The sequence below is a fragment of the Enterococcus avium genome (assembly GCF_002891025.1).
In the GTDB taxonomy this organism is placed as follows: domain Bacteria; phylum Bacillota; class Bacilli; order Lactobacillales; family Enterococcaceae; genus Enterococcus_A; species Enterococcus_A avium.
Map to the genome: position 1 here is coordinate 548,578 of NZ_NBSL01000003.1, position 20,521 is coordinate 569,098.

General features: G+C 39.2%; 16 protein-coding genes and 1 pseudogene. 9 read left to right on the top strand and 8 right to left on the bottom strand.

What is annotated here, in order from left to right:
• Positions 1-87: 87 nt before the first annotated feature.
• From AUF14_RS18320 to AUF14_RS18330, 3 genes are all read left to right on the top strand, one after another.
• Positions 88-1,539 (top strand): PTS transporter subunit EIIC, encoded by a 1,452-nt coding sequence (locus AUF14_RS18320; protein ID WP_102866413.1) that lies wholly within the window; start codon positions 88-90, stop codon positions 1,537-1,539.
• Positions 1,539-2,975, top strand: coding sequence for a glycoside hydrolase family 32 protein (locus AUF14_RS18325; protein WP_102866414.1), 1,437 nt, complete (start codon positions 1,539-1,541; stop codon positions 2,973-2,975). Before AUF14_RS18320 ends, AUF14_RS18325 begins: the two co-directional genes overlap by 1 nt.
• Before the next feature lie 271 nt (positions 2,976-3,246).
• Entirely contained in the window at positions 3,247-5,592 is a 2,346-nt protein-coding gene (locus tag AUF14_RS18330; protein ID WP_102866415.1) for a VWA domain-containing protein, read from the top strand.
• Between the two features lie 220 nt (positions 5,593-5,812).
• On the opposite strand, the gene AUF14_RS18335 is transcribed toward AUF14_RS18330, so the two are convergent.
• The 3 genes from AUF14_RS18335 to AUF14_RS18345 all read right to left on the bottom strand — a co-directional run bounded on the left by AUF14_RS18335 (position 5,813) and on the right by AUF14_RS18345 (position 8,109).
• The gene (locus tag AUF14_RS18335) at positions 5,813-6,757 is read right to left on the bottom strand and encodes an NADP-dependent oxidoreductase (protein ID WP_102866416.1); all 945 of its coding nucleotides are present in this window, start codon (positions 6,755-6,757) and stop codon (positions 5,813-5,815) included.
• Between the two features lie 68 nt (positions 6,758-6,825).
• On the bottom strand, positions 6,826-7,221 hold the full coding sequence (locus tag AUF14_RS18340) for a MerR family transcriptional regulator (protein WP_102866417.1): 396 nt from the start codon (positions 7,219-7,221) through the stop codon (positions 6,826-6,828).
• A 156-nt stretch (positions 7,222-7,377) separates the two neighbouring features.
• A complete protein-coding gene (locus AUF14_RS18345) occupies positions 7,378-8,109 on the bottom strand; it encodes an SDR family NAD(P)-dependent oxidoreductase (RefSeq protein ID WP_102866418.1) in 732 nt (243 codons plus the stop codon).
• A 73-nt stretch (positions 8,110-8,182) separates the two neighbouring features.
• Here AUF14_RS18345 and AUF14_RS18350 point away from each other — a divergent pair, with 73 nt between their 5' ends.
• From AUF14_RS18350 to AUF14_RS18360, 3 genes are all read left to right on the top strand, one after another.
• A complete protein-coding gene (locus tag AUF14_RS18350) occupies positions 8,183-8,533 on the top strand; it encodes a MerR family transcriptional regulator (protein WP_193756256.1) in 351 nt (116 codons plus the stop codon).
• 167 nt (positions 8,534-8,700) lie between these two features.
• On the top strand, positions 8,701-10,029 hold the full coding sequence (locus AUF14_RS18355) for an FAD-containing oxidoreductase (RefSeq protein WP_102866420.1): 1,329 nt from the start codon (positions 8,701-8,703) through the stop codon (positions 10,027-10,029).
• 376 nt (positions 10,030-10,405) lie between these two features.
• Positions 10,406-11,131 carry a DUF1361 domain-containing protein gene (locus tag AUF14_RS18360; RefSeq protein ID WP_102866421.1) on the top strand — a complete coding sequence of 242 codons (726 nt, stop codon included), beginning with the start codon at positions 10,406-10,408 and terminating at the stop codon, positions 11,129-11,131.
• Positions 11,132-11,382: 251 nt separating this feature from the next.
• Here the strand turns inward: AUF14_RS18360 and AUF14_RS18365 are convergent, their stop codons facing one another.
• Positions 11,383-12,063: a DUF2922 family protein gene (locus AUF14_RS18365; protein ID WP_102866422.1), complete on the bottom strand. Its 681-nt coding sequence runs from the start codon at positions 12,061-12,063 to the stop codon at positions 11,383-11,385.
• Positions 12,064-12,121: 58 nt separating this feature from the next.
• Positions 12,122-12,505: a hypothetical protein gene (locus AUF14_RS18370; protein ID WP_102866423.1), complete on the bottom strand. Its 384-nt coding sequence runs from the start codon at positions 12,503-12,505 to the stop codon at positions 12,122-12,124.
• Between the two features lie 323 nt (positions 12,506-12,828).
• Between AUF14_RS18370 and AUF14_RS18375 the strand changes: the two genes are divergently transcribed.
• The gene (locus tag AUF14_RS18375) at positions 12,829-14,016 is read left to right on the top strand and encodes an IS110 family RNA-guided transposase (RefSeq protein ID WP_002297293.1); all 1,188 of its coding nucleotides are present in this window, start codon (positions 12,829-12,831) and stop codon (positions 14,014-14,016) included.
• A gap of 599 nt (positions 14,017-14,615) precedes the next feature.
• Here the strand turns inward: AUF14_RS18375 and AUF14_RS22920 are convergent.
• From AUF14_RS22920 to AUF14_RS22930, 3 genes and pseudogenes are all read right to left on the bottom strand, one after another.
• Entirely contained in the window at positions 14,616-15,134 is a 519-nt protein-coding gene (locus tag AUF14_RS22920; protein ID WP_227656385.1) for a helix-turn-helix domain-containing protein, read from the bottom strand.
• A 66-nt stretch (positions 15,135-15,200) separates the two neighbouring features.
• Positions 15,201-15,320: pseudogene (locus AUF14_RS23190) on the bottom strand (AraC family transcriptional regulator); the annotation flags it as partial.
• Positions 15,305-15,529 (bottom strand): hypothetical protein, encoded by a 225-nt coding sequence (locus tag AUF14_RS22930; protein ID WP_227656386.1) that lies wholly within the window; start codon positions 15,527-15,529, stop codon positions 15,305-15,307. The gene AUF14_RS22930 and the pseudogene AUF14_RS23190, both read right to left, overlap by 16 nt.
• Positions 15,530-15,666: 137 nt before the next feature.
• Between AUF14_RS22930 and AUF14_RS18385 the strand changes: the two genes are divergently transcribed.
• The gene (locus tag AUF14_RS18385) at positions 15,667-18,945 is read left to right on the top strand and encodes a DUF5107 domain-containing protein (RefSeq protein WP_102866424.1); all 3,279 of its coding nucleotides are present in this window, start codon (positions 15,667-15,669) and stop codon (positions 18,943-18,945) included.
• A gap of 33 nt (positions 18,946-18,978) precedes the next feature.
• A complete protein-coding gene (locus AUF14_RS18390) occupies positions 18,979-20,373 on the top strand; it encodes an MFS transporter (RefSeq protein WP_102866425.1) in 1,395 nt (464 codons plus the stop codon).
• Positions 20,374-20,521: the final 148 nt, after the last annotated feature.

Sequence of the window (20,521 nt, forward strand, 5' to 3'; positions counted from 1 at the left end):
CTTTTTTCGTGAAAACGCTTGATTTTTGGAACGTTCCAATTATAATAGAGTTATAGTTGGAACGTTCCAAAAAAAGGAGGAGTAAAGATGAATTATCAAAATGTAGTGAAAGAAATTGTTGCTGCTGTTGGAGGAAAAGGGAATATTGCTCAAGCGACACATTGTGTGACTCGTTTACGTTTGACCTTAAAGGAGGATATATACGATTTAGAAAGATTAGAGAATGTTGAAGGCGCAAAAGGAGTGTTCTTCAATAAGGGGCAACTGCAGATTGTGTTTGGTACGGGCGTTGTCGAGCGGGTCTATGAGGCCTTTACTGCTGAAACAGAGATTGATAACAACCAAGCAATCATGGTTTCGAGCAAGGAAAAGAACTGGAAGGACAAGCTGACAGAGTTCTTCAAAGCATTCTCGGATATTTTCGTCGCACTGATTCCTGCAATTGTTGGTTGTGCCATGTTGCTTGGTTTACGGTCATTATTTATTACTACTGGATTATTCGGATTGGAAGGCAGTTTGGCAGATAATTACAAATGGGCTGCTGATACGGCCAGTTTCTTGAACATCATTGCGACGGGACTGAATTTTCTGCCTGTGTTTGTTGCTTACTCAGCAACTAAACGCTTCGGGGGAAATCCAGTATTCGGGATTATTTTAGGATTGATCCTTGTTCACCCTGATTTAGGGAATCGTTTTGAATATATGCAAGGAACTTTGCAGGATACGCAATATTGGAGTCTGTTTGGATTAAGCATCCCTCAAGTTGCTTTTCAGGGAGGAATCTTTCCAGCAATCTTGACTTCTTTCTTTATGGCAAAATTCGAGAAATTTGTCACCAAGTATACCCCTAAAATGCTAACCTTTATCGTTGTTCCAGCGGTAACGATCTTAGTTTCTGCTTTGTCATTGTTCTTGGTATTTGGACCTTTAGGTGACCTTGTTGCATCAGGCATTGGAACTGCTGCAGATTTTTTATATGTAAAAGCTGGGGTAGTTGGTGCAGGGATTTTTGCGGCATTGCTACAGCCATTAGTTATTACAGGAACGCACCATATGATCGGATCGATCGAAGCGCAATTGTTAGCGCAAACAGGCTTTAATTACATTCAACCTTTATGGGCAGTTTCGATTATCGCACAAGGAGGGGCGGCAATGGGGATGTTCTTTTTAGCAAAAAAAGGATCTAAACGCCGTGAAATTTCTTTTTCAAGTTTTATTCCTACACTTGTCGGAGTTAGTGAACCGGCGATCTTCGCTGTAAACTTGAAGGATTCGTTGATTCCTTTTATTACGGGGGTATTAGGCGCAGGTCTTGGTGGCGTCTACATGAAAATCTTTGATGTGAAAGCATTAGGATTTGGCTTGACTGGTATTCCGGGGATAACTATCGTGAATCCACCTGTGGTGATTCATTATATTATCGGCTGTTTATTGTCCTTTACTTTGCCGATCGTCTTCTTGTTGGTTTACAACAAGTTAAAAGGTGTTGCCGGCGCAGAAGTTCATACCAACAAAGGGATAAAGGAAGTGGAGGCATAGTGGATACAGTAACAATCGACGCTCATAAAACAAATATTTATACTGAAGAAAAACAAGCGCAGCTGGCAGAGCTAACTGAAGCAGTCGCGAAAAGTGATTATTTGCCACAATTGCACATTTATCCTAAAGCAGGGTTAATGAATGACCCGAATGGATTGGCCTATTTTAATCAAAAATATTATGTTTTTTTCCAGTGGTACCCTTTTGGTCCTATACATGGTTTGAAGCATTGGGGAAAAACGACATCAACAGATCTGGTTAACTGGTCAGAGCAGGAGCCAGCATTGATTCCTGATCAATCCTATGAAAAAAACGGTTGTTACTCTGGAAATGCCATTGAATATCAAGACAAGCTCTACCTATTTTATACGGCAAATTTCAAAACACCTGAGGGGAAAATACCTAAACAGGCAGTAGCGATCATGGACAAGAATGAGCAGATCACAAAAGTTAAGCAGCCAATCATTGATTCGGAGATTCCAGGATTATCTGGCGAACTGAGAGACCCTTACGTCTTTTCTAAAAATGGTATCTTCTACATGCTTCTTGGTGGCAGTAAATTTACCGATAGGGAACATGCGGGTTTTGGTGAAGAAGGAGTGCTAGTACTCTATCATAGTGAGAACTTACTGGATTGGGGCTACCAAGGATTAATTGATCTACCGATCGATACAGGCTATATGCTCGAGTGTCCTAGCGTGATCGAAGTTGACGGCAAAGATGTCTTGTTCTTATCTCCGATGGGGATGGCCTCAGACGGGACACGTTTTAGGAATCGGTTCGCGACGGTTTATTTGGTTGGCGAATTGGATGTAGAGAATCTGACATTTAAAACCGATGATTGGGATGAATTAGACGCAGGCTTCGATTTTTATGCCCCGCAGGCTTTTTATAAAGGAAGAGAAGCATTGGTGATGGCCTGGTTTGGCTGTGGTGAACCAGAATATCCTATATCAGAAGAGTGGAAGCACGGTCTGACCTTTACTCAAAAGTTAAAGCTTAATCGGGGAAAGCTTTGTCGTTTTCCGGCAGAGGAAATTATTGAAGCATTTTCAAGTGGAGAAAGAGTGGATACTAAAGTAGTGAAGCCTGAAACTTCAACCTATCATTTACATTTGACAGCAGGCTTCAATTTTAGAATAGGATCAGATCAGGATTATTGGTCATTTTCCTATGACGCTAACAAAGAAGAGGCAAGTATCTCAAGAGCAGGCTTGGCTTTGAAAATTGATGAAATGTTTGGATATGAACGTAAAGCCACGATCAAAGACTTAACAACTATAGATGTTTTTGTAGATAACTCTTTTGTTGAAATCTATTTGAATGAAGGAGAAAAAGTCTTTTCTTTTAGAGTATTCCAAGAAAAGACCGAAAACATTTATTCGTTGGATAAAAACTTAATAGGAATGATCTATCATAAAAAGTTTATAGACTGATGTTTTAGTATCGAAGTTGATAGAATTTGTTGGTGAAGCAGGCTTTCATGCAAGCTCGCTTTAGCTAAAATATGATTTTATTTTTAAAATTTAATAGACAATTGAAGCCCAATCATTTTAACGAATGGTTGGGCTATTTTATTATGATCGACTATGACATAAAGAATGGAACCCTGAATGCAAATTTAGACCAGGCCGAGCGATATACAATCATTTTAACTGACTCGATGCTATAATTTGATTGAAATAAATCAATATGAGGAGTTTTAATATGAAAAATAAATTATTTTTTTGTATTGGTTTTATTGTGAGTATATTTTTTCTTACAATTGGAACGCACAGTGTATCTGCTGATAGCTCTCGTTTTAGCTATGAAACCAATAGTTCAGGAAATAAGATAGTGGATGGTGTGGCCAATGGAGACACATATAATTATGGATACCAAAATACGGCCGAAATCCCTGTCGATAGCGAAGGGTTTATTAATTATCAAGATCAAGCTTATCTTAAAAAGACAGTTGCAGAAAATCCAAGCAAACAAGGCCTATTCGATGTGACGTTAGACATCAAAGGAAATCAAATCACTTATCCTCTAGATATCGTACTTGTAATTGACTATTCTTCTTCTATGAATGGAGAAAAGTTAGCAAATGTGCTGAAAGGATTACAGGAATTCGGAAATGAATTAGGCAGCTCCTTATCCAATGGAAACGTGAAAATTGGAATCGTTGCTTACAATCGGTATGTGTATGAAACGAATGGGTTTACTAATAATTTGGCTGATTTGGAGAATTTTTTGAGAAATACCGCCGAAAGCCATACAGGTACGTTTATGCAAAAAGGTCTGATTGCAGGGGATAATCTGCTTAAAAATCAAGGCCGACCTGAAGCTGGAAAAATGATGGTTCATATTGGTGATAGCAGTGCCAATCGTAGTTATCTACCTTCTGAGAATGCCGAAATCTATAACAATACTGGAGAAATTATTGATTACAATGGCTTTCACACCGCTGCTTATTATAAGGATTTTCAAACAGCTTCAGAAAAATTCAACACGAGCGACAATATCTCTGACACCAATGGCACGCTCGTAGAAAAGAGTGTTGTTACTGATGCAACGCTAGGAACAGCTGTCGCAATCAAAGAAACGGGCGTTCAATTGTATTCCATTGGAACGGCACCAACTAGTCGAGGAGAGTATATCGCTAGAAATCTCGCAAGCAGTGAAAAAAACTATCACTCAATCGATGAAAACCTAACTGAATTAGGAGAGGCTTTAAAAGGTATTGCGAACGCTGTGGACAATACAATTCCTAATGGGACGGTCAGTGATCCGATGGGGCAGGGAATTCTGTTACAGGGCAGTGGCAATTTCAATTCAGATGCATATACTCTTAAGGGCTGGCGCAAAAATGCAGAGAATGAGTGGGTTCCAGCTGATGATTTAATAACAAATGTTGCAATAAATGAAAACAATCAAGTCATTACCTTGTCGAATATCTCATTGGGATCGAATGAACGGATCACGCTTACGTATTCAATCAGAATCGACACGGAGTCCAGTGATTTTCGAGGGGAATACTGGTACTTGTGCAACCAACGGACAACGTTGGATCCGACTGGTGACGGCAACTTGCTAGATTTTCCGATTCCATCAATTAAAGCACCAAAAGTACAATTAGGTGTTGAAAAAAAATGGGAAAATGCGACTGAAGATTTGATTCCTAACCAAATAGATTATCAAATCAAGCGCTCTCCGTTGGTAAACCAACAGGCCTGGAACGTGTCACCAACGCTTTCTTTAACAAAAGAGAACGGGTTTAAAACTAAGATTTCCAACATTTCAATTGACGGAAAAACGAGCGATCTTCCTTTGTACAATAACGCAGGCGAGACGATTGCTTATACCATTCAAGAAGTGAATATTCCAGAAGGGTTTGAAACCTCTCTAAATCAAGAAAACAATCAGTTTACACTGACCAATACGTATAAAGAAACGACGCCAAGTACAACAGAACCAAGTACAACAGAACCAAGTACAACAGAACCAAGTACAACAGAACCAAGTACAACAGAACCAAGTACAACAGAACCAAGTACAACAGAACCAAGTACAACAGAACCAAGTACAACAGAACCAAGTACAACAGAACCAAGTACAACAGAACCAAGTACAACAGAACCAAGTACAACAGAACCAAGTACAACAGAACCAAGTACAACAGAACCAAGTACAACAGAACCAAGTACAACAGAACCAAGTACAACAGAACCAAGTACAACAGACCCAAGTACAACAGAGTCAAGTACAACAGAGCCAAGTACAACAGAGCCAAGTACAACAGAACCAAGTACAACAACATCAAGTACAACAAAACCAAGTACATCAGTCAAAAGTTCCGAAGATTCTACGTCAGGAACGACTAGTACGACGAAAAAATCGCAATCAAGTGATTCAAGTAGCACAACTAGTAACGTTTTAACAAAGACCACCCCAAGTAGCAACGCTCAGAAGCAATACCCAAAAACCAATGATTCGAAAAGTAGTTTATTGTGGGTAATTTTTGGTATTAGCTTGTTTGGAACAGCGGGTTATTTGCTAAAGAAAATGTGGTAATGAAAAATTGAAGTAAATAGAGGCCCTTTCTTGATAAAAAGAAGGGTCTTTTTTTCTTTATTGTCCTTTTGTATACATCATAGATAGCACAAAAAACGTGTACATTTTTGGGTTATGTACACGTTTGTGCGTTCTTATTTTCTGATGGAATATTTTTTGAAAACGAAGTATCACTAAATAGAATACTGGATAGAGATGCTCTTCAAGCTAATACGTTTTCCTAATCCTTCACATGAATGATGATTTTACCTCTAGTATGGCGTCCTTCGATCATTTCATGGGCCTTTTGAACATTCTCAACTGAGAGCGGCATGATTGTTAGCTGCAAGTTGATTTTTCCTTCAAGTGTGAGGTTGGCAAGGGCTGTTAAGTCCTCTGATGTGCCATTTGTAAATTGAAAACTAACTTGTTTTTGTTGATCCTGTTGTTGTTCAGGAGTAGGCTGAGCGGCAACTGTTACTAGTTTTCCATCAGCTTTCAAAACTTTTAAACCAGAGTCAATATCTCCCGCTGTATCAAAAACGGCATCATAATCCTGCAAAACATCTCCTGGAGAAACTTGATTGTAGTCGATCAGTTCATCGACGCCCATTTCCTTCAGCAAAGCATGATTAGATGGACTTGCAGTGGCAGCTACATGGGCTCCTAAAGCTTTGGCAATTTGTACAGCGATCAGACCAACGCCGCCAGCGCCTCCTTGGATCAATATTTTTTGGTTTTCCTGTAGGTTCAGATTCTTTACGATGGCACAATAAGCGGTCAACCCAGCAATTGGTAAAGCGGCCGCTTTATCAAAGGATAATCCAGCAGGAATTGGAGCAATCAATTCTGGTGTGGTAATAATTGATTCGCTGTAGGTCCCGTTATTACCTGGTCGCACAGTGGGAGCATTACCAAAAACAGGATCGCCTACTTGATAACCAGTCACGTCGCTGCCCACTTGTGCTACCACCCCAGCAAAATCCCAGCCGAGAACTATCGGGAAGGACCATAGTTCGTTAAAGGGTTTATCCAGCATCCCTAAACGACCGGCGATATCCATAGGATTAATACTAAAGGCATGGTTGGTGATCAAAATCTCGTTTTTCTGTAATGGTAATTGAGTTAGTTCTGTTTCTTGTAGTTCTTGGGCTGAACCAAATTGATGAATAGCGATTGTTTTCATTAAAAAACCTTCTTTCAAATTTACTCACATCATAAACTATGGGCTTAACCACATAGCAACAAGTTTGTTTAATTTTTATTCGAAGATTTTCGTTCATTGAGATACTCAATTTTTTTATCAATGAATTCAGAAATTTCAAGTAGCTGTTGTATATGCTCTTGTAGAGAAATTTGATAGTCTTGATAAACTTTTAGATGTTTATCGATTGGATCATGATCCGAAAAATCCTTCAGCAGCGTTAATTCCATTCCAGTGTACTGAAAGATCCTAATTATTTGCATCCGTTGGAGATTATTGGCAGAGTATCGTCGGTAATTATTGTTATCGCGTTTAATGGAACCTAGAATATTCAGTTTTTCATAATAGCGTAAGGCTTCTTTGGTAAAGCCTGTAATCGCCATGACTTCCTTTGTAGAGAATTCTGTTTGGTTTTTGGGAATATCAAATAATTGAAATTGAGCCATTCGTGTTATCCTTTCTTTTTTCAAGATGCGGAGTTACTCTTACGATCAAACTACAATTGATCGCTAATAGTCCACCATTGATCAGCCATTTGTGCTGAAAATTGGGCAGGAAGGGGCACAACCTTTCCAGATTCATTAAAGAACTGACCGCTTGTATTAGTTAATGATACATCTGTTGCCAGCATAGCACCAATCGGTGGATTTTTTTTTTGATAGACGGGCAAATAAAGGACCGATTATTTTTAGTAAAAGACCGCTACTTTCTGTACCATAGCTAGAATCAGGAATATTTCCTGGATGAAAAATATTTACTGTAACACTGGTATCTTTTAATAAGTGGGCTAATTTCTGTGTCAGTAGAATTCTTCCGCCTAAAGCATCTCCAGTAACTTGCATCCCACTGTAATTTTCTGCACCGGGAACAGGCTGAGGTGGATTTATTTTCAACCGGCGAACGATGACTGGTAGAGCACCTACCATGAGAATTCGACCCTGATCGGCTTTTTTTACAAGCGGCAGCAGCGCATTTATCAGCCAAAAATGCGTTAAATAGTTTAAGACAAAATTTTGATCATATCCATCTTTTGTTAATTGCTGTGTTGGCTGCATAATCCCGATTGAACTGACAAGTACGTCTACGTGATCTACGTTTTCACTAAGCACCCTGCTTAATTTTGTAACGGCTTCTTTGGTGCTTAAGTCAGCTTGAATAAAAGAAATGTCCGAATTTCTTGTAGTTTGCTGCAATTGCTGTACGACTTGCTCACCTTTTTCTCGGTTACGAGCAACGATCATAATTCGATAGTTTTCTTGAGCTAGATCTTGAGCAGTTTTTTTACCCACACCTGAGTTTCCACCAATGATTAATGCAATTTTTTTATTTGTCATTTGAAAGTCTCCTTGTTTTTAGGTTTAAATGATTGTAAACTATAAAGCAAACTTTATAGCAAGGGGGATTTTCATGAAACTGCACGATTATTCAGCAGAACAAGCCGCACAACGGACAGGTATTTCAAAAGCCGCTTTACGCTATTATGAAAAAAATGACATCATCGGTCCGATATCGCGAGATGATCATGGTTATCGTCGTTATACCGAAGATGATTTGGATTGGATCAAAGTGATTATTCTAATTCGTGAAATTGGTATTCCTGTCAAAAGCTTAGTTGGTATTCGAAATACGAGCATGCAGGAACGAGTAAATTATTTAATTGACTATCGAAAAACGATTCAAAATGAAATAAAAAGGTTAGAAAATACCGATAAATTTTTAGAAGAGAAAATTACTTATTTGACCGTAAATAAGCTGTAAAAATCTTTCAGTTCGGATTTTTATTAACAACAGTTGTCGAGAATCAGTCGTTTGAAATCCTCACTGATCATTCATTTGATAGTATTGTTATGCAAGTTATTTCACTTAAAAAATGTTACGTAGTATGCTTCAATTGTAAACTGCAGAAGTTTTTTGGAGGAATGAAGATGGAACAATATAAAAATATCATCGTCGGTTTTGGAAAAGGCGGAAAAACATTAGCCAAAACCTTGGCTAGTCGAGGCGAGAGCGTCTTAGTGATCGAAAAATCTACTCGAATGTATGGCGGAACCTGCATCAATATTGGCTGTATTCCATCAAAATCCATGATTTTGAACGGAGAAAAGGGGACAGCGTTTACCAAAGGTGTCGCCATCAAGGAAACACTGACCGGAAAATTACGAAACAAGAATTATCATATGATCGCGGATGAACCAACAGGAACGGTAATGGATGGAACAGCCCGTTTTGTATCGAATCATGTATTGGAAGTGGAGAACAATGGCGAAACGCAACAAGTTGAAGGCGAACGAATCTTCATTAATACGGGGGCCACGCCGATTATTTTACCGATTAAGGGGCTTGCTGACAGCGCCTATATGATTGATTCCACGCAAGCGATGGATTTGGAAAAATTGCCAGACACACTCGTAATCATCGGGGCAGGCTATATCGGATTGGAATTTGCTTCGATGTTTGCGAATTATGGTTCAAAAGTGATTGTATTAGATGCGAAAGAAAAATTCTTGCCTCGTGAAGACGATGATATCTCCGAGTTGATCTTTAACGACCTGACTGCACAAGGAATTGACTTTCATTTAGGTGTGTCAGTCAATGAGGTGAAGGATCAGGCGGATTATGCAGAAGTAAGCTTCACTGAAAATGGCGGAGTACAAACAGTTAAAGCTGCGAATATTTTAGCCGCAACTGGACGTAAACCGAATATTGCTGGTTTAGGTTTGGAGAATACAGATGTAAAAGTCACCGATCGCAGTGAAGTAGTCGTTGATGACTATTTACGCACAGACGCTCCAAATGTTTGGGCGATTGGCGATGTGAAAGGCGGCCCTCAGTTTACCTATGTTTCATTGGATGATTACCGAATTATTTTGGATCAATTAGATGGTGACAAGAATCGTTCACTGAAGGATCGAACATTGGTCCCATACAGTGTTTTTATTACTCCGCCGTTATCAAATGTTGGTTTAACAGAAAAAACTGCACAAGCTAAAGGAATCGAATACAAGCTGTTTCAATTCATGTCGGCAGCAGTTCCAAAGGCCAATGTCTTAGAAGATCCAAAAGGAATGTTCAAGGTGCTGGTTGATCCCAACACCGACCGAATCCTTGGTGCGACCATTTATGCAGAAGAATCACATGAGGTAATTAACTTGATCACTTTGGCGATGAAAGGCAATCTTCCTTATACTCTGCTGAGAGATCAAATTTATACCCACCCAACGATGAGTGAAGCATTGAATGATGTGTTGAAGTAAGGGGAAAAGCACGGGGATGTTTGATGCGGTGTACGGTTTGTAGTCTAGTATATCCTGATTTATCAAAAAAGACCGAACTCGCTGTGGTTAAAATGAAACAATAAATAAGCCCTTGGACTAGGCAAGCTATTGGAAGGAAACGTTTCCCAATAGCTTGCCTAGTCGTTTTACACTATCAACATATTTGAATGAATGTGTTTTTACAGGGGAAGAGAAGATTTTTTTGAACAACTATACGAATTGAAAAATTAGTACCACGACGATACTCTATGATATGATATTTGTACTTGAATTTACGAGGTTGTTTGTATTTCAATGCCAACATATTTTAGAATTGATTATTACAGAAGTAAAAAGAAAAATATGGAGTGATATTTTGTCCGTAATACTAGTAGTTACCATTTTATTCAATTTATTTGCGATTGGGACGATCGTGATTCGCCCACGCTTGTTTCACACAAAACTGTTTAAACCAATGGTCCATAATTTCAAGCTTTCGCTTATTCCAGTGGTCATTTTGGTGGGTACGATTCTCATTCAACTGTTTATTTCTTGGTTAGGGGCCGTTCTTCAGAGTAATCTGGTTACCAGTATTTCTTTAGCCGTACTGGTTATCGGTTTGATCGCCTGGTTCTTATTTCTGCCGAATTCTGGCTATTTGATCACAGAATTGAATTTGACCCATCGAGAAGTGGACAAAGTGGAAGTGCCGATTTGGTATGACATTATTTCTGTCTTAAGCTTAGCCATCTCGGGCGTGCTAAATACAGCACTGAATATTCTATTGCTTCAATTCCTAGTAATCATCTATATTGACCCGCCCAATATTAATCAGATTAACACGCCATTATTTTGGATACTAACGTGGCTGATCTTCCTATTGTTGAGCTTTGGAATTTATTTAGGACGTTACATTCGCTTCAATACATGGGACTTGCTGCATCCAAGAACGTTTGTGAAAAAGCTGGTGGATCATTTTAGCATTAGTAAAAATCGGCGAGAGGGCTTTCTATTTACACTTCTTTATGGAATCTTTCTCTCAATGTTTTATGCCTTAACTTTCTTGAATCCATTAATACAATTGATCAGACAGGGAAGGTAAACAAAAAAGTGCTTTAAACGTTTAAAAAGCTAGTCGTCAGAAAATGATATCGTTCATTTGGGAAGACATTATCTCTGGAATCTTCAAAGAGTTGGCTAGTTATAATTATACCTACCGTCATTACTTTGACTTTAGACAGGACAAATAGCCCGCAGCTTTTGCGGGCTTAAAATTTGGACTCAATTTTTAATCACGAACTAATCCGCCTCATCCCAACGTTGGATTTTTTTGATGAGGCGAAACTCGGCTGCTTATTCTCGTTTGCGCATACGATTGAGTAGTCGCTTTCGTTTCTTCTTAGGTTTTTCCGGCGGAGATTCCTTGTTTGCGGAGGCTATTGGTTCTTCTGCTTCCTCCTCATATTTCGCCGTAATGATCAGCTTCGCTGGGGTTGCTTGCTCGTCTACTGCAAGATCCTCCACGGTGACACCGGCTGGTAGACAAGACATGATCATCATCATGGCTTGATTTTCACTGATATCCTGCGGTTTCACACCCACTGGCAGCTGGATTGTTTTGATCAACCAGCCCGGTTTTGGCTGCTCTTCGGTAATGGTGAAATCCTCTGGAAAACGGATTTCTCCAGATTTCTTGACAGACTTCGGCTGTGCTTCTTCCTTCACAGGAGTCGCTGCCAATACTGGTTGCACGTCAACTACCTCCATCATGACACTCATCGGATCATTGGCAGATTGCTCAATTTCTTCTTTAGCATCAAAGATCGTCCGGACTTCTTTCACGATCATTTTTGCCCGCAAGACTTCTTTGAATAGAGCGACGCCGTCTTTTTCAAACAGGCCGATCTTGGTTAATTTGGTTAATGCTGTTTTGACTTGATCCGCGGTTTTTGTTGGATCAAAATGTTTAAATTTGAAATGATGGGATTTGCCAATGCCGTCGGCAAATTCCGCATCTAACGTAATCGTTTTCATTTTTTGATTTCCTTTCTTTCGTTTTCTAATTTTTCTGCATTTGGACTGGGAATCACCTTCATGATTCCGCGAATCCTGTTAATGGCTCTTCAATGATTTGATTCAATAATTGCTCAGTTTCTTCAGCGACATAGGTTTGCGCTGGGAATAATTTTGCAGATAATAATTGCCATTCTTTTTTTCCGAAATAATCAGTAAAATAAATATAATAGCGACGCATCGCGGCAGTCGATCGAGTTTTTAAGAAAATGTAGTTCGCTAATCCTCTCAGAGCACTCTTGAATTCTGATTCGCAGAGTTCTGCTCTAACTTGCAGTGCAATCAACATTTCGATGGTGGCCGTGCCATCTTTTGTCTCATGATAATACTTGCGAATCCGTTTTTCGACTGTTTTCCGTGACAGCGTAAACAGTTTTTTATTCGTGATGCCATACTCGTGCAAATGGTTTTCCCCCTTGTATATTAGAGTTAGGGTTTTAACCTTCCGGTTTTGATTGGATAACCCTATGAACCATCGTTATTTTAATTTGGTATTAACTCATTTCTTTTGAGATAATATATTTATTGGATTGAGAGGCTAAGCCGTTCCCCCCTTGGGTCATTGAACCCGCACTCGAGAGACTGGCTCCTCTCTCTGATAAGTGGATTGCGTATGAGTTAGATGTTGAAAGTCCTTACTTTACTCCGTATCTCGTACAAGGTAGTGACGCTTTTCAGTTGAGTGGATTTCAATCCAAAATTCTTTTTTTGAAAGGTCAGATATACATGTACTTTTTAGGCATTGATATCGGTAAACGCACTCACGTTGCTTCTATCATGAACGAGGAAGGAAAGGTATTACTAAAAGGTTTTTCATTTCCTAACACCACTGAAGGAGCAGAGTCATTAATTGAGCGAATGGTCGACTATTCCGGAGCACCCAGTGACTTTGTTATAGGGATGGAAGCCACGGGGCACTATTGGCTGTCCATCTTTTCATACCTTCACGAATCAGATTATTTGATTCACGTTGTGAATCCCCTTCAAACAGACGGATGGCGTAAAGGTACAGAAATACGGAAACGAAAAAACGATATTATTGATTCTGTTTTGATTGCTGACTTAATGCGCTATGGCTCATTTGTCGAAACGGTCTTATCCGATGAAAATGTTTTTTCTTTGAAACAACTTTCTCGTTACCGAACTTATTTAGTAGGTACAGCGAGCGACTTCAAAAGAAAAATTATAGCCGTATTGGATCAAGTCTTTCCAGAATACGCGACGATTTTTACCAAGCAGGGCGTTTTCGGAAAAGCTTCTAAAGAGTTATTGCTGGCGTTTAGTGCCCCGATCGACTTAGAAAACATTTCCTCAGAAACTTTGGCCCAATACTTAGCTGAGTTAAGCAGGAACCGAATCAAGGCAGAAAAAGCGGACCAATTGAAGCAAGCAGCTTCTAACTCCTTTGGAGTAAAATTTGCTCAAGAAGCGTTCACCTTCCAACTACGTTCAATGATTGAACAATTAAAATTCATTGAAAGCCAAATAAAGGAAACGGAAAGAGAAATCAAGCACATAATGGACACTTTAAATTCTGTTATTCTCACAATTCCTGGAATTGGTCCTATAAACGGTGCGACTATTCTTGGTGAGATCGGAGATATTCAAAAATTTTCTAACCCGAAAAAACTCGTTGCTTACGCTGGGATAGACGCTTCCGTGACACAATCAGGGCAATATGAGGCAACGCATAATGTTATGAGTAAACGAGGGTCTCCATATTTGCGAAAAGCCTTGTTTTCGGCGGCTTTAGTAGCTTCTCAATGTGATCCTGTTTTTAGTGCGTTTTACCAGAAAAAAGTTTCCGAAGGAAAACATCATCTAACTGCCTTAGGTGCGGTTTCTCGTAAGCTTTGTTACGTGATTCATGCTATTTTGACTAAAAACGAGCCTTATATAATTGTTTCTGATTAGCTATTGAACATTCAAAAAAACTAATGGTAAGAAGCTTATTTGTTGTACCCTTTTTTCGGAATTATCTGTTATAAAATATTTTTTGATTTGGCTAATTTTTACTTGACTCTATATAGTTAGTCTTTCATTTAGAATGATTCTTTGTTGAGATATCTACACCAACAACATACGCCTATTTCCACGAGATTTACACACCAAAAATTTGATTGCAACTAAAATATAAAAATCTTTAGCAGCTAAACATGATAGCAACGTGCAACCTACTATCATAAAATAATACTCATTAGAAAAAAGTACCCATATCTTTTTCAAAAAATAAGAAAAAAGCCCACCAAATGAGGAGGGGTTGATTTGATAAAACTAGAAATCATCCATCTTTATTAGTGGGGATGCTTTTGGTTTGATAGTATCGTTAGCATTTTTTTTGAAGGAATTACTCACCGAAAATGAAGTGCTTCTTATATTTTTCACCAAGATTCGGTTAAATTAATTTAAAAAAAGCTTGGACGTAGAGCTCGCAGAGAGAAATTTTGATTATGCAAATGATCTTCTAGAAAGAATCAGATTTTGTTGATCTTTGATATTTGACAACATATAGTTTAAAAATCCTCAGTAAAGTTTTTAAGCGTTGACATGTACCGCTCTCGATAAGCCTTTGGCGACATATGGTTGTATCTTTTAAACAGTCGTGAGAAATAGTAGGGGTCGTCATAACCAAGCTCTTTTGCGATTTCAATAATTTTCAATTTAGTGATTCTAAGTAATTTGCAGGCTTCGTCCATTTTTAATTTGGTGAAAAAACCAATAGGGGATTTTCCAGTTTCCTTTTTGAAAATCTTATTTAGATAACTTGTAGAAACGTTGAACTTCTGCGATAAGTCTTCAAGAGTTATAAACGCCTGTAAATGCTGGGTCATATATTGAATACAAGCGGTTAATAGATAATCCTTTTTTTGATTTGAAGGGGTGGTATCAAGGTAGTAGTAAGAAGTAACTAAAATGTGCCGTAATAGATTAGCAATAAAGATCGCATTTTCCAAGGTGTAATTTTTTTTATCCATAGAAAAAAGTTCGATCAGGCTTGTTTCTAAAATTTCACGCTTTTGACCATCACTCATAGAAACATGGGCAAATATTTGAATGGGGAGCTTTTCAATCAAAGGTGTGGAAAAATGTACCCAAATAATTGACCACGGATCTTCATCATTTGAATAATAATAATGTGGAACTTTCGGTGGAATACAAAAAATACTAAAAGGTCGAACTGTAATTTTTTCCCATTGGTTGTTTACATAAATACAAATCGTTCCTTGTCCTTCTTGACAAAAAACATAATGGCCTCGTCAGCGCCGTCTAATCGCTCTCGATAATGATGCTTCGCTTTAGGATAATAGCCTAGCTCAGTAGCATAAGTATGCTCAACTAGCGGATGCGCAAGATAGCTTGGGAAGTTCATCGTTGGGAATTTAACATAACGTTCGTTCTTAAACCCATCTCTTTTTCTCTGCTTCATAAAATTCTCCTCGGTTTATTAAATTCTGTCTTATGAAGAAATTATACGATATTGTCCATCTTTTGTAAAAAGCTCTATTTTATTAAAAACGCTTCCAATTTATACTTTCATTATAAGTTAAAAGGAGGCAGCAATGAATGAATCAAGTAAACAGCGTTCGTATCTGGGAAGAAACGGTCACTATTCCAACCTATGGAGTGGCTGCACCAGATCACAATCCCCGTTTTTATGAAAAGCGGGCTTATCAAGGGAGCACAGGGAAGGTTTATCCCTTGCCGGTAACTGAAAAAATTTATGATGAAAAGAAGGATCAGGAGTATCATGCGGTATTTATTGAAAACAAATACCTTAAAGTCATGCTTTTACCTGAGCTGGGTGGTCGTATTCAACGAGCGATCGATAAAACGAACGATTACGATTTTGTCTATTATAATCATGTGATCAAGCCGGCTTTGGTAGGACTGACAGGACCTTGGATTTCTGGGGGCATCGAGTTCAATTGGCCGCAGCATCATCGTCCAACGACCTATTCTCCAACTGAATTCAAGCTGATGGAAAATGAAGACGGTTCAAAATCCTTATGGGTCTCGGAAATTGATCAAATGTATGGCACAAAAGGCAGTGCCACCTTTACCTTATATCCGGATAAAGCGTTCATTGAAATCAAAGGTCAGCTGTACAATCGGACAGATCTTCCCCAAACATTTTTATGGTGGGCTAATCCTGCAGTACCTGTAAATGATTATACGTCATCAATTTTCCCACCGGATGTAACCGCTGTTATGGATCATGGTAAACGAGCTGTTTCGACTTTTCCAATTGCGACTGGTGAGTATTATAAAGTCGATTATTCGGAGGGTGTCGATATTTCAAAATATAAGAATGTGCCTGTTCCAACCTCTTATATGGCAGAAAAATCAGATTTTGATTTTATTGGGAATTTTGATGAGCAGTTAAATGCGGGCCTATTACATGTGGCCGATCATCATGTTTCGCCTGGGAAAAAGCAATGGACCTGGGGAAATGGTGATTTTGGTCAAGCATGGGATCGTAATTTAACAGATGAAGATGGACCATACATCGAGTTAATGACTGGCGTCTTCACAGATAATCAACCGGATTTCACGTGGTTGAGACCTTATGAGGAAAAAACTTTTACGCAGCATTTTATGCCGTATAAAGGGGTAGGCCATATTAAGAACGCGACGATCGATGGTGCAGTAAATATTGAAAAAGAGGAACAAACAGGTATCGTGAGTGTCTATGTTACTGGTGAAGAACCACAGTGTCGCGTAAAAGTTTACAATGACGATCAATTGATTTTTGAAGATAAAGAAGATTTATCACCAGCTGATACGTACCGAAAGGCATTTGATTTACCAGAAGCAATCTCTTCAGAGGCGCATTTGAGAGTCGTTGTCCAAAACCAGTCTGGCAAAGAACTTGTCAGCTTTCAAGAAGTGAGCTGGCCAGAACCGGAGATTCCAGAACCTGCTGATGCAATTCCCGTACCAGAAGAGTTAAAAACTACCGAAGAATTGTTCCTTGCGGCTACCCATCTTGAACAATATCGTCATGCTACGAGAGAGCCGGCGGATTATTATTTGGAAGGCTTGAAAAGAGATGCCACCGATATTCGTTTAAACACGGGCTACGGGACATTATTATTTAGACGCGGACAATTCACAGAAGCGAAGACTTATTTAGAAAAGGCCATAGCCAAACAAACTTGGAAGACACCAAATCCTTATTATGGTGAGCCTTTATTCCAATTAGGATTGGTTTTGGAGATGTTAGGTGAAAAAGAAGACGCCTTTGATACTTTTTACAAAGCCACATGGAATGATGATACGCAAGGAGCGGCATTTTTCAAACTGGCTTGCTTAAGTGCGCAAAAAGCAGAATGGGAAAGAGCTGCGGAATTTGTTCAACGAGCGTTAATTAAAAACAGCCATCATATGAAGGCACGAATGCTGGAAATTTTAATTTTGGAACAGCTAGGTTTTGAGGTAGCAGAAAAAGTAAGCGAAGCGTTGGCTATCGATCCGTTAGATTTAGCGATCAATCGAAAAGCGGCAGAGCTTAACGGGACACTAGAAGATTATGTTAAGGTGATGCGTGGCGAGCTTCAGAATTATTTGACAGTCGCTCTTGATTATCGTCAATATGGTTTCACTGAACAGGCATTAGCAGTTCTATCAGAATGTCCAGCTTCTTCGCCACTACTCGGCTATTATGCAGCTGGGTTATACCTAGAGCAAGGCGAGAATGAAGAAGCGAAAGTAGCGATTGCTGAGGGTGAAGCCGCGGATTCAACATATTGTTTTCCAAGTCGCCTAGAGGAGCAGGTATTTTTAGAAAAAGCAATCGAGCTAGTACCAGAAGCCAGTCATGCAAAATATTATCTTGGCAACCTGCTTTACGATAAGAAACGCTATGACGAAGCCATTAAGTTGTGGGAGGAAGCGGCACAGACATGGTCAGAGTTTCCAACTGTTTTCCGGAATTTATCCTTTGCTTACTACAATAAACGAAATGATCCTAAACAAGCACAACAGATGATTGATCAAGCATTTTCGTTGGACACGACAGATGCGCGGGTTTTACTGGAAAAAACACAATTAGAAGCGATGACAGGTGTTTCGGTATCGGATCGTTTAGAAACATTAGAGCGATACCTGAAGACTACTAAGGATCGCGATGATTTGTTCATTGAGTATTTGACCTTGCTGAATGTAACGGGTCGTCATCATGAAGTCTTACAGGAAATTGAAGGACGCATCTTCCATCCGTGGGAAGGTGGAGAAGGCAAAGTATCTATGCAGTATACCTATGCTTTGACTGAACTAGGTCGTCAATTGATTGATACAGATCCTAAAAAGGCTGAGAAAACATTGAAGGCGACATTTAACTATCCGCATAATTTAGGAGAAGGTAAATTACCTAGCAATCACGATAATGTGGCAAATCTTTATCTAGGACGTCTATATAACAAGCGTGGCGAAAAAGATAAAGCGAACGTACACTTCATTGAAGCCACAAAAGGTATTCAAGAACCGGGAAGTGTCTTGTATTACAACGATGAACCAGCAGATGTGTTGTTCTATCAAGGCTTGGCTTATCAGGAATTAGGACAGCAGGAACAGGCGGCGGCTAAATTCGATTTATTACTAGAATACGGTCGAACACATCAGAAGGATACGGTTGAATGGGATTTCTTTGCAGTCTCGGCACCAGCCCATTCTGTCTACGAAAATGATATCCAGTTAGATAATGAAATTTATTGTATCTATCTTCAAGGCTTAGGTCATCTAGGAAAAGAAGAAGAACGAGCGGCCAAGGAATGCTTTGAAAAAGTTTTGAAACTGAATCCGGCACATCAAGGCGCTATCCAGCATTTACAACTGATTAAGTAATTGTCGTGTATTGTTAAACAAGGAGGGAAATTTGTGGAAAATAGTGAAGAAAGCCGTGTCACATTGGAAGTGAGTAAAGATAATCGGGTCACTCTTGTTGAGATGTTGGGGCATGCGACTGCTGGAATTGGATTGAACTTGATTTATGGATTTTGGGCAACTTATATGTTGGTCTTTTACACGGATGTTTTTGGCATAACGGCAGCAGCGGCTAGTATTATCATGGTGATTTCACGAATCTGGGACGGTATCAATGATCCGATGATGGGGGCAATCGCTGATCGAACAAGAACTCGCTGGGGACGCTATCGTTTCTACATCATCTTTATGCCAATTGTCGTGTTGATTGCGATGACTTTAAATTTTTCATCACCTGGGTTAGATGCGAAAATGAAGGTCATTTATGCGGGAGTTACGTATATTTTGATGAGCATGGCATTCACCAGCTGTGACGTTCCTTATTGGTCCTTGCCATCGGTAATGTCTCAGGCAGTTGACAAACGGACAGCTATTTTGAGTCTATCTCGCGGTATGGGCCAAGTGGCAGGACTGGTGATTGGGATCGTAGCTATTCCAATGGTTCAATTTTTTGGTCTAGGAGATATGCAAAAGGGCTATTTAATGACCGCTATTGTCGTTGGTGTGGTGGGTGGTTTATTAACAACCGCTGGTGGCCTGATGGTGAAGGAACATGTGGAACCGATTATAGAACCGAAAGCAGAAAAAATCGGCTTTGTTAAATCGTTGCGAGTAATCATTCAAAATAAACCGTTATTGCTCGTCTTGATTTCTTTATTAATCAGTTTTATGTCAAACCTGATTCGTCAAAGCCTATTGGTTTATTATGCACAATATAATATTGGAAATATTAATTTAGTTGCGGCTTTTAACACAATTACTGTTCCAGGAATGCTTTTAGGGATTGCCTTGACACCGATCATGAGTAAAAAAATCGGTCAGAAGAATTTTTATTATCTTGCGTCATTGGCAGGGGTCTTGGTGAATGGCGGATTATTCTTCATTGATCCAACGAGTAATTTGAATCTATTTATGTTTGTTTTCGCTTTGACCTCGCTACCGCAAGGAATCATTTTGATCATGACCTCATCAATGATTGCGAACACGATTGAGTATGCTGAATGGAAATTTGGTCAACGAAGTGAAGGACTGATTTCTTCAACGCAGACCTTAACGTCGAAAATCGCGATTGCCTTAGGTGCGGGACTCTACGGAGTAATTCTATCACTATCCCGTTATGTTCCTAACGCGATTCAAAGTGCCCAAACATTGTCAGTTCTCCATTTTTCGCTGACAATGTTACTGGCTATTATGATCGCTGTTGGAACGATTCCAATGTTTTTCTATGAACTGACTGAAGAGAAGCACGCTGCTATTATGAAGGAGCTGGAAGAACGGAAGAAGAATTGAAATTCTATTGACGTTTTCAGTAGAGATTCTTCAGCGTACAAACGAATGAATAAAAAAAATCAAACATTTTTTGTTTGAAAGTGTTTACAAATGGGTAGAAAGATGCTATTCTATTAGTGAAATATAGATATTAGTGGATTGTTACTAT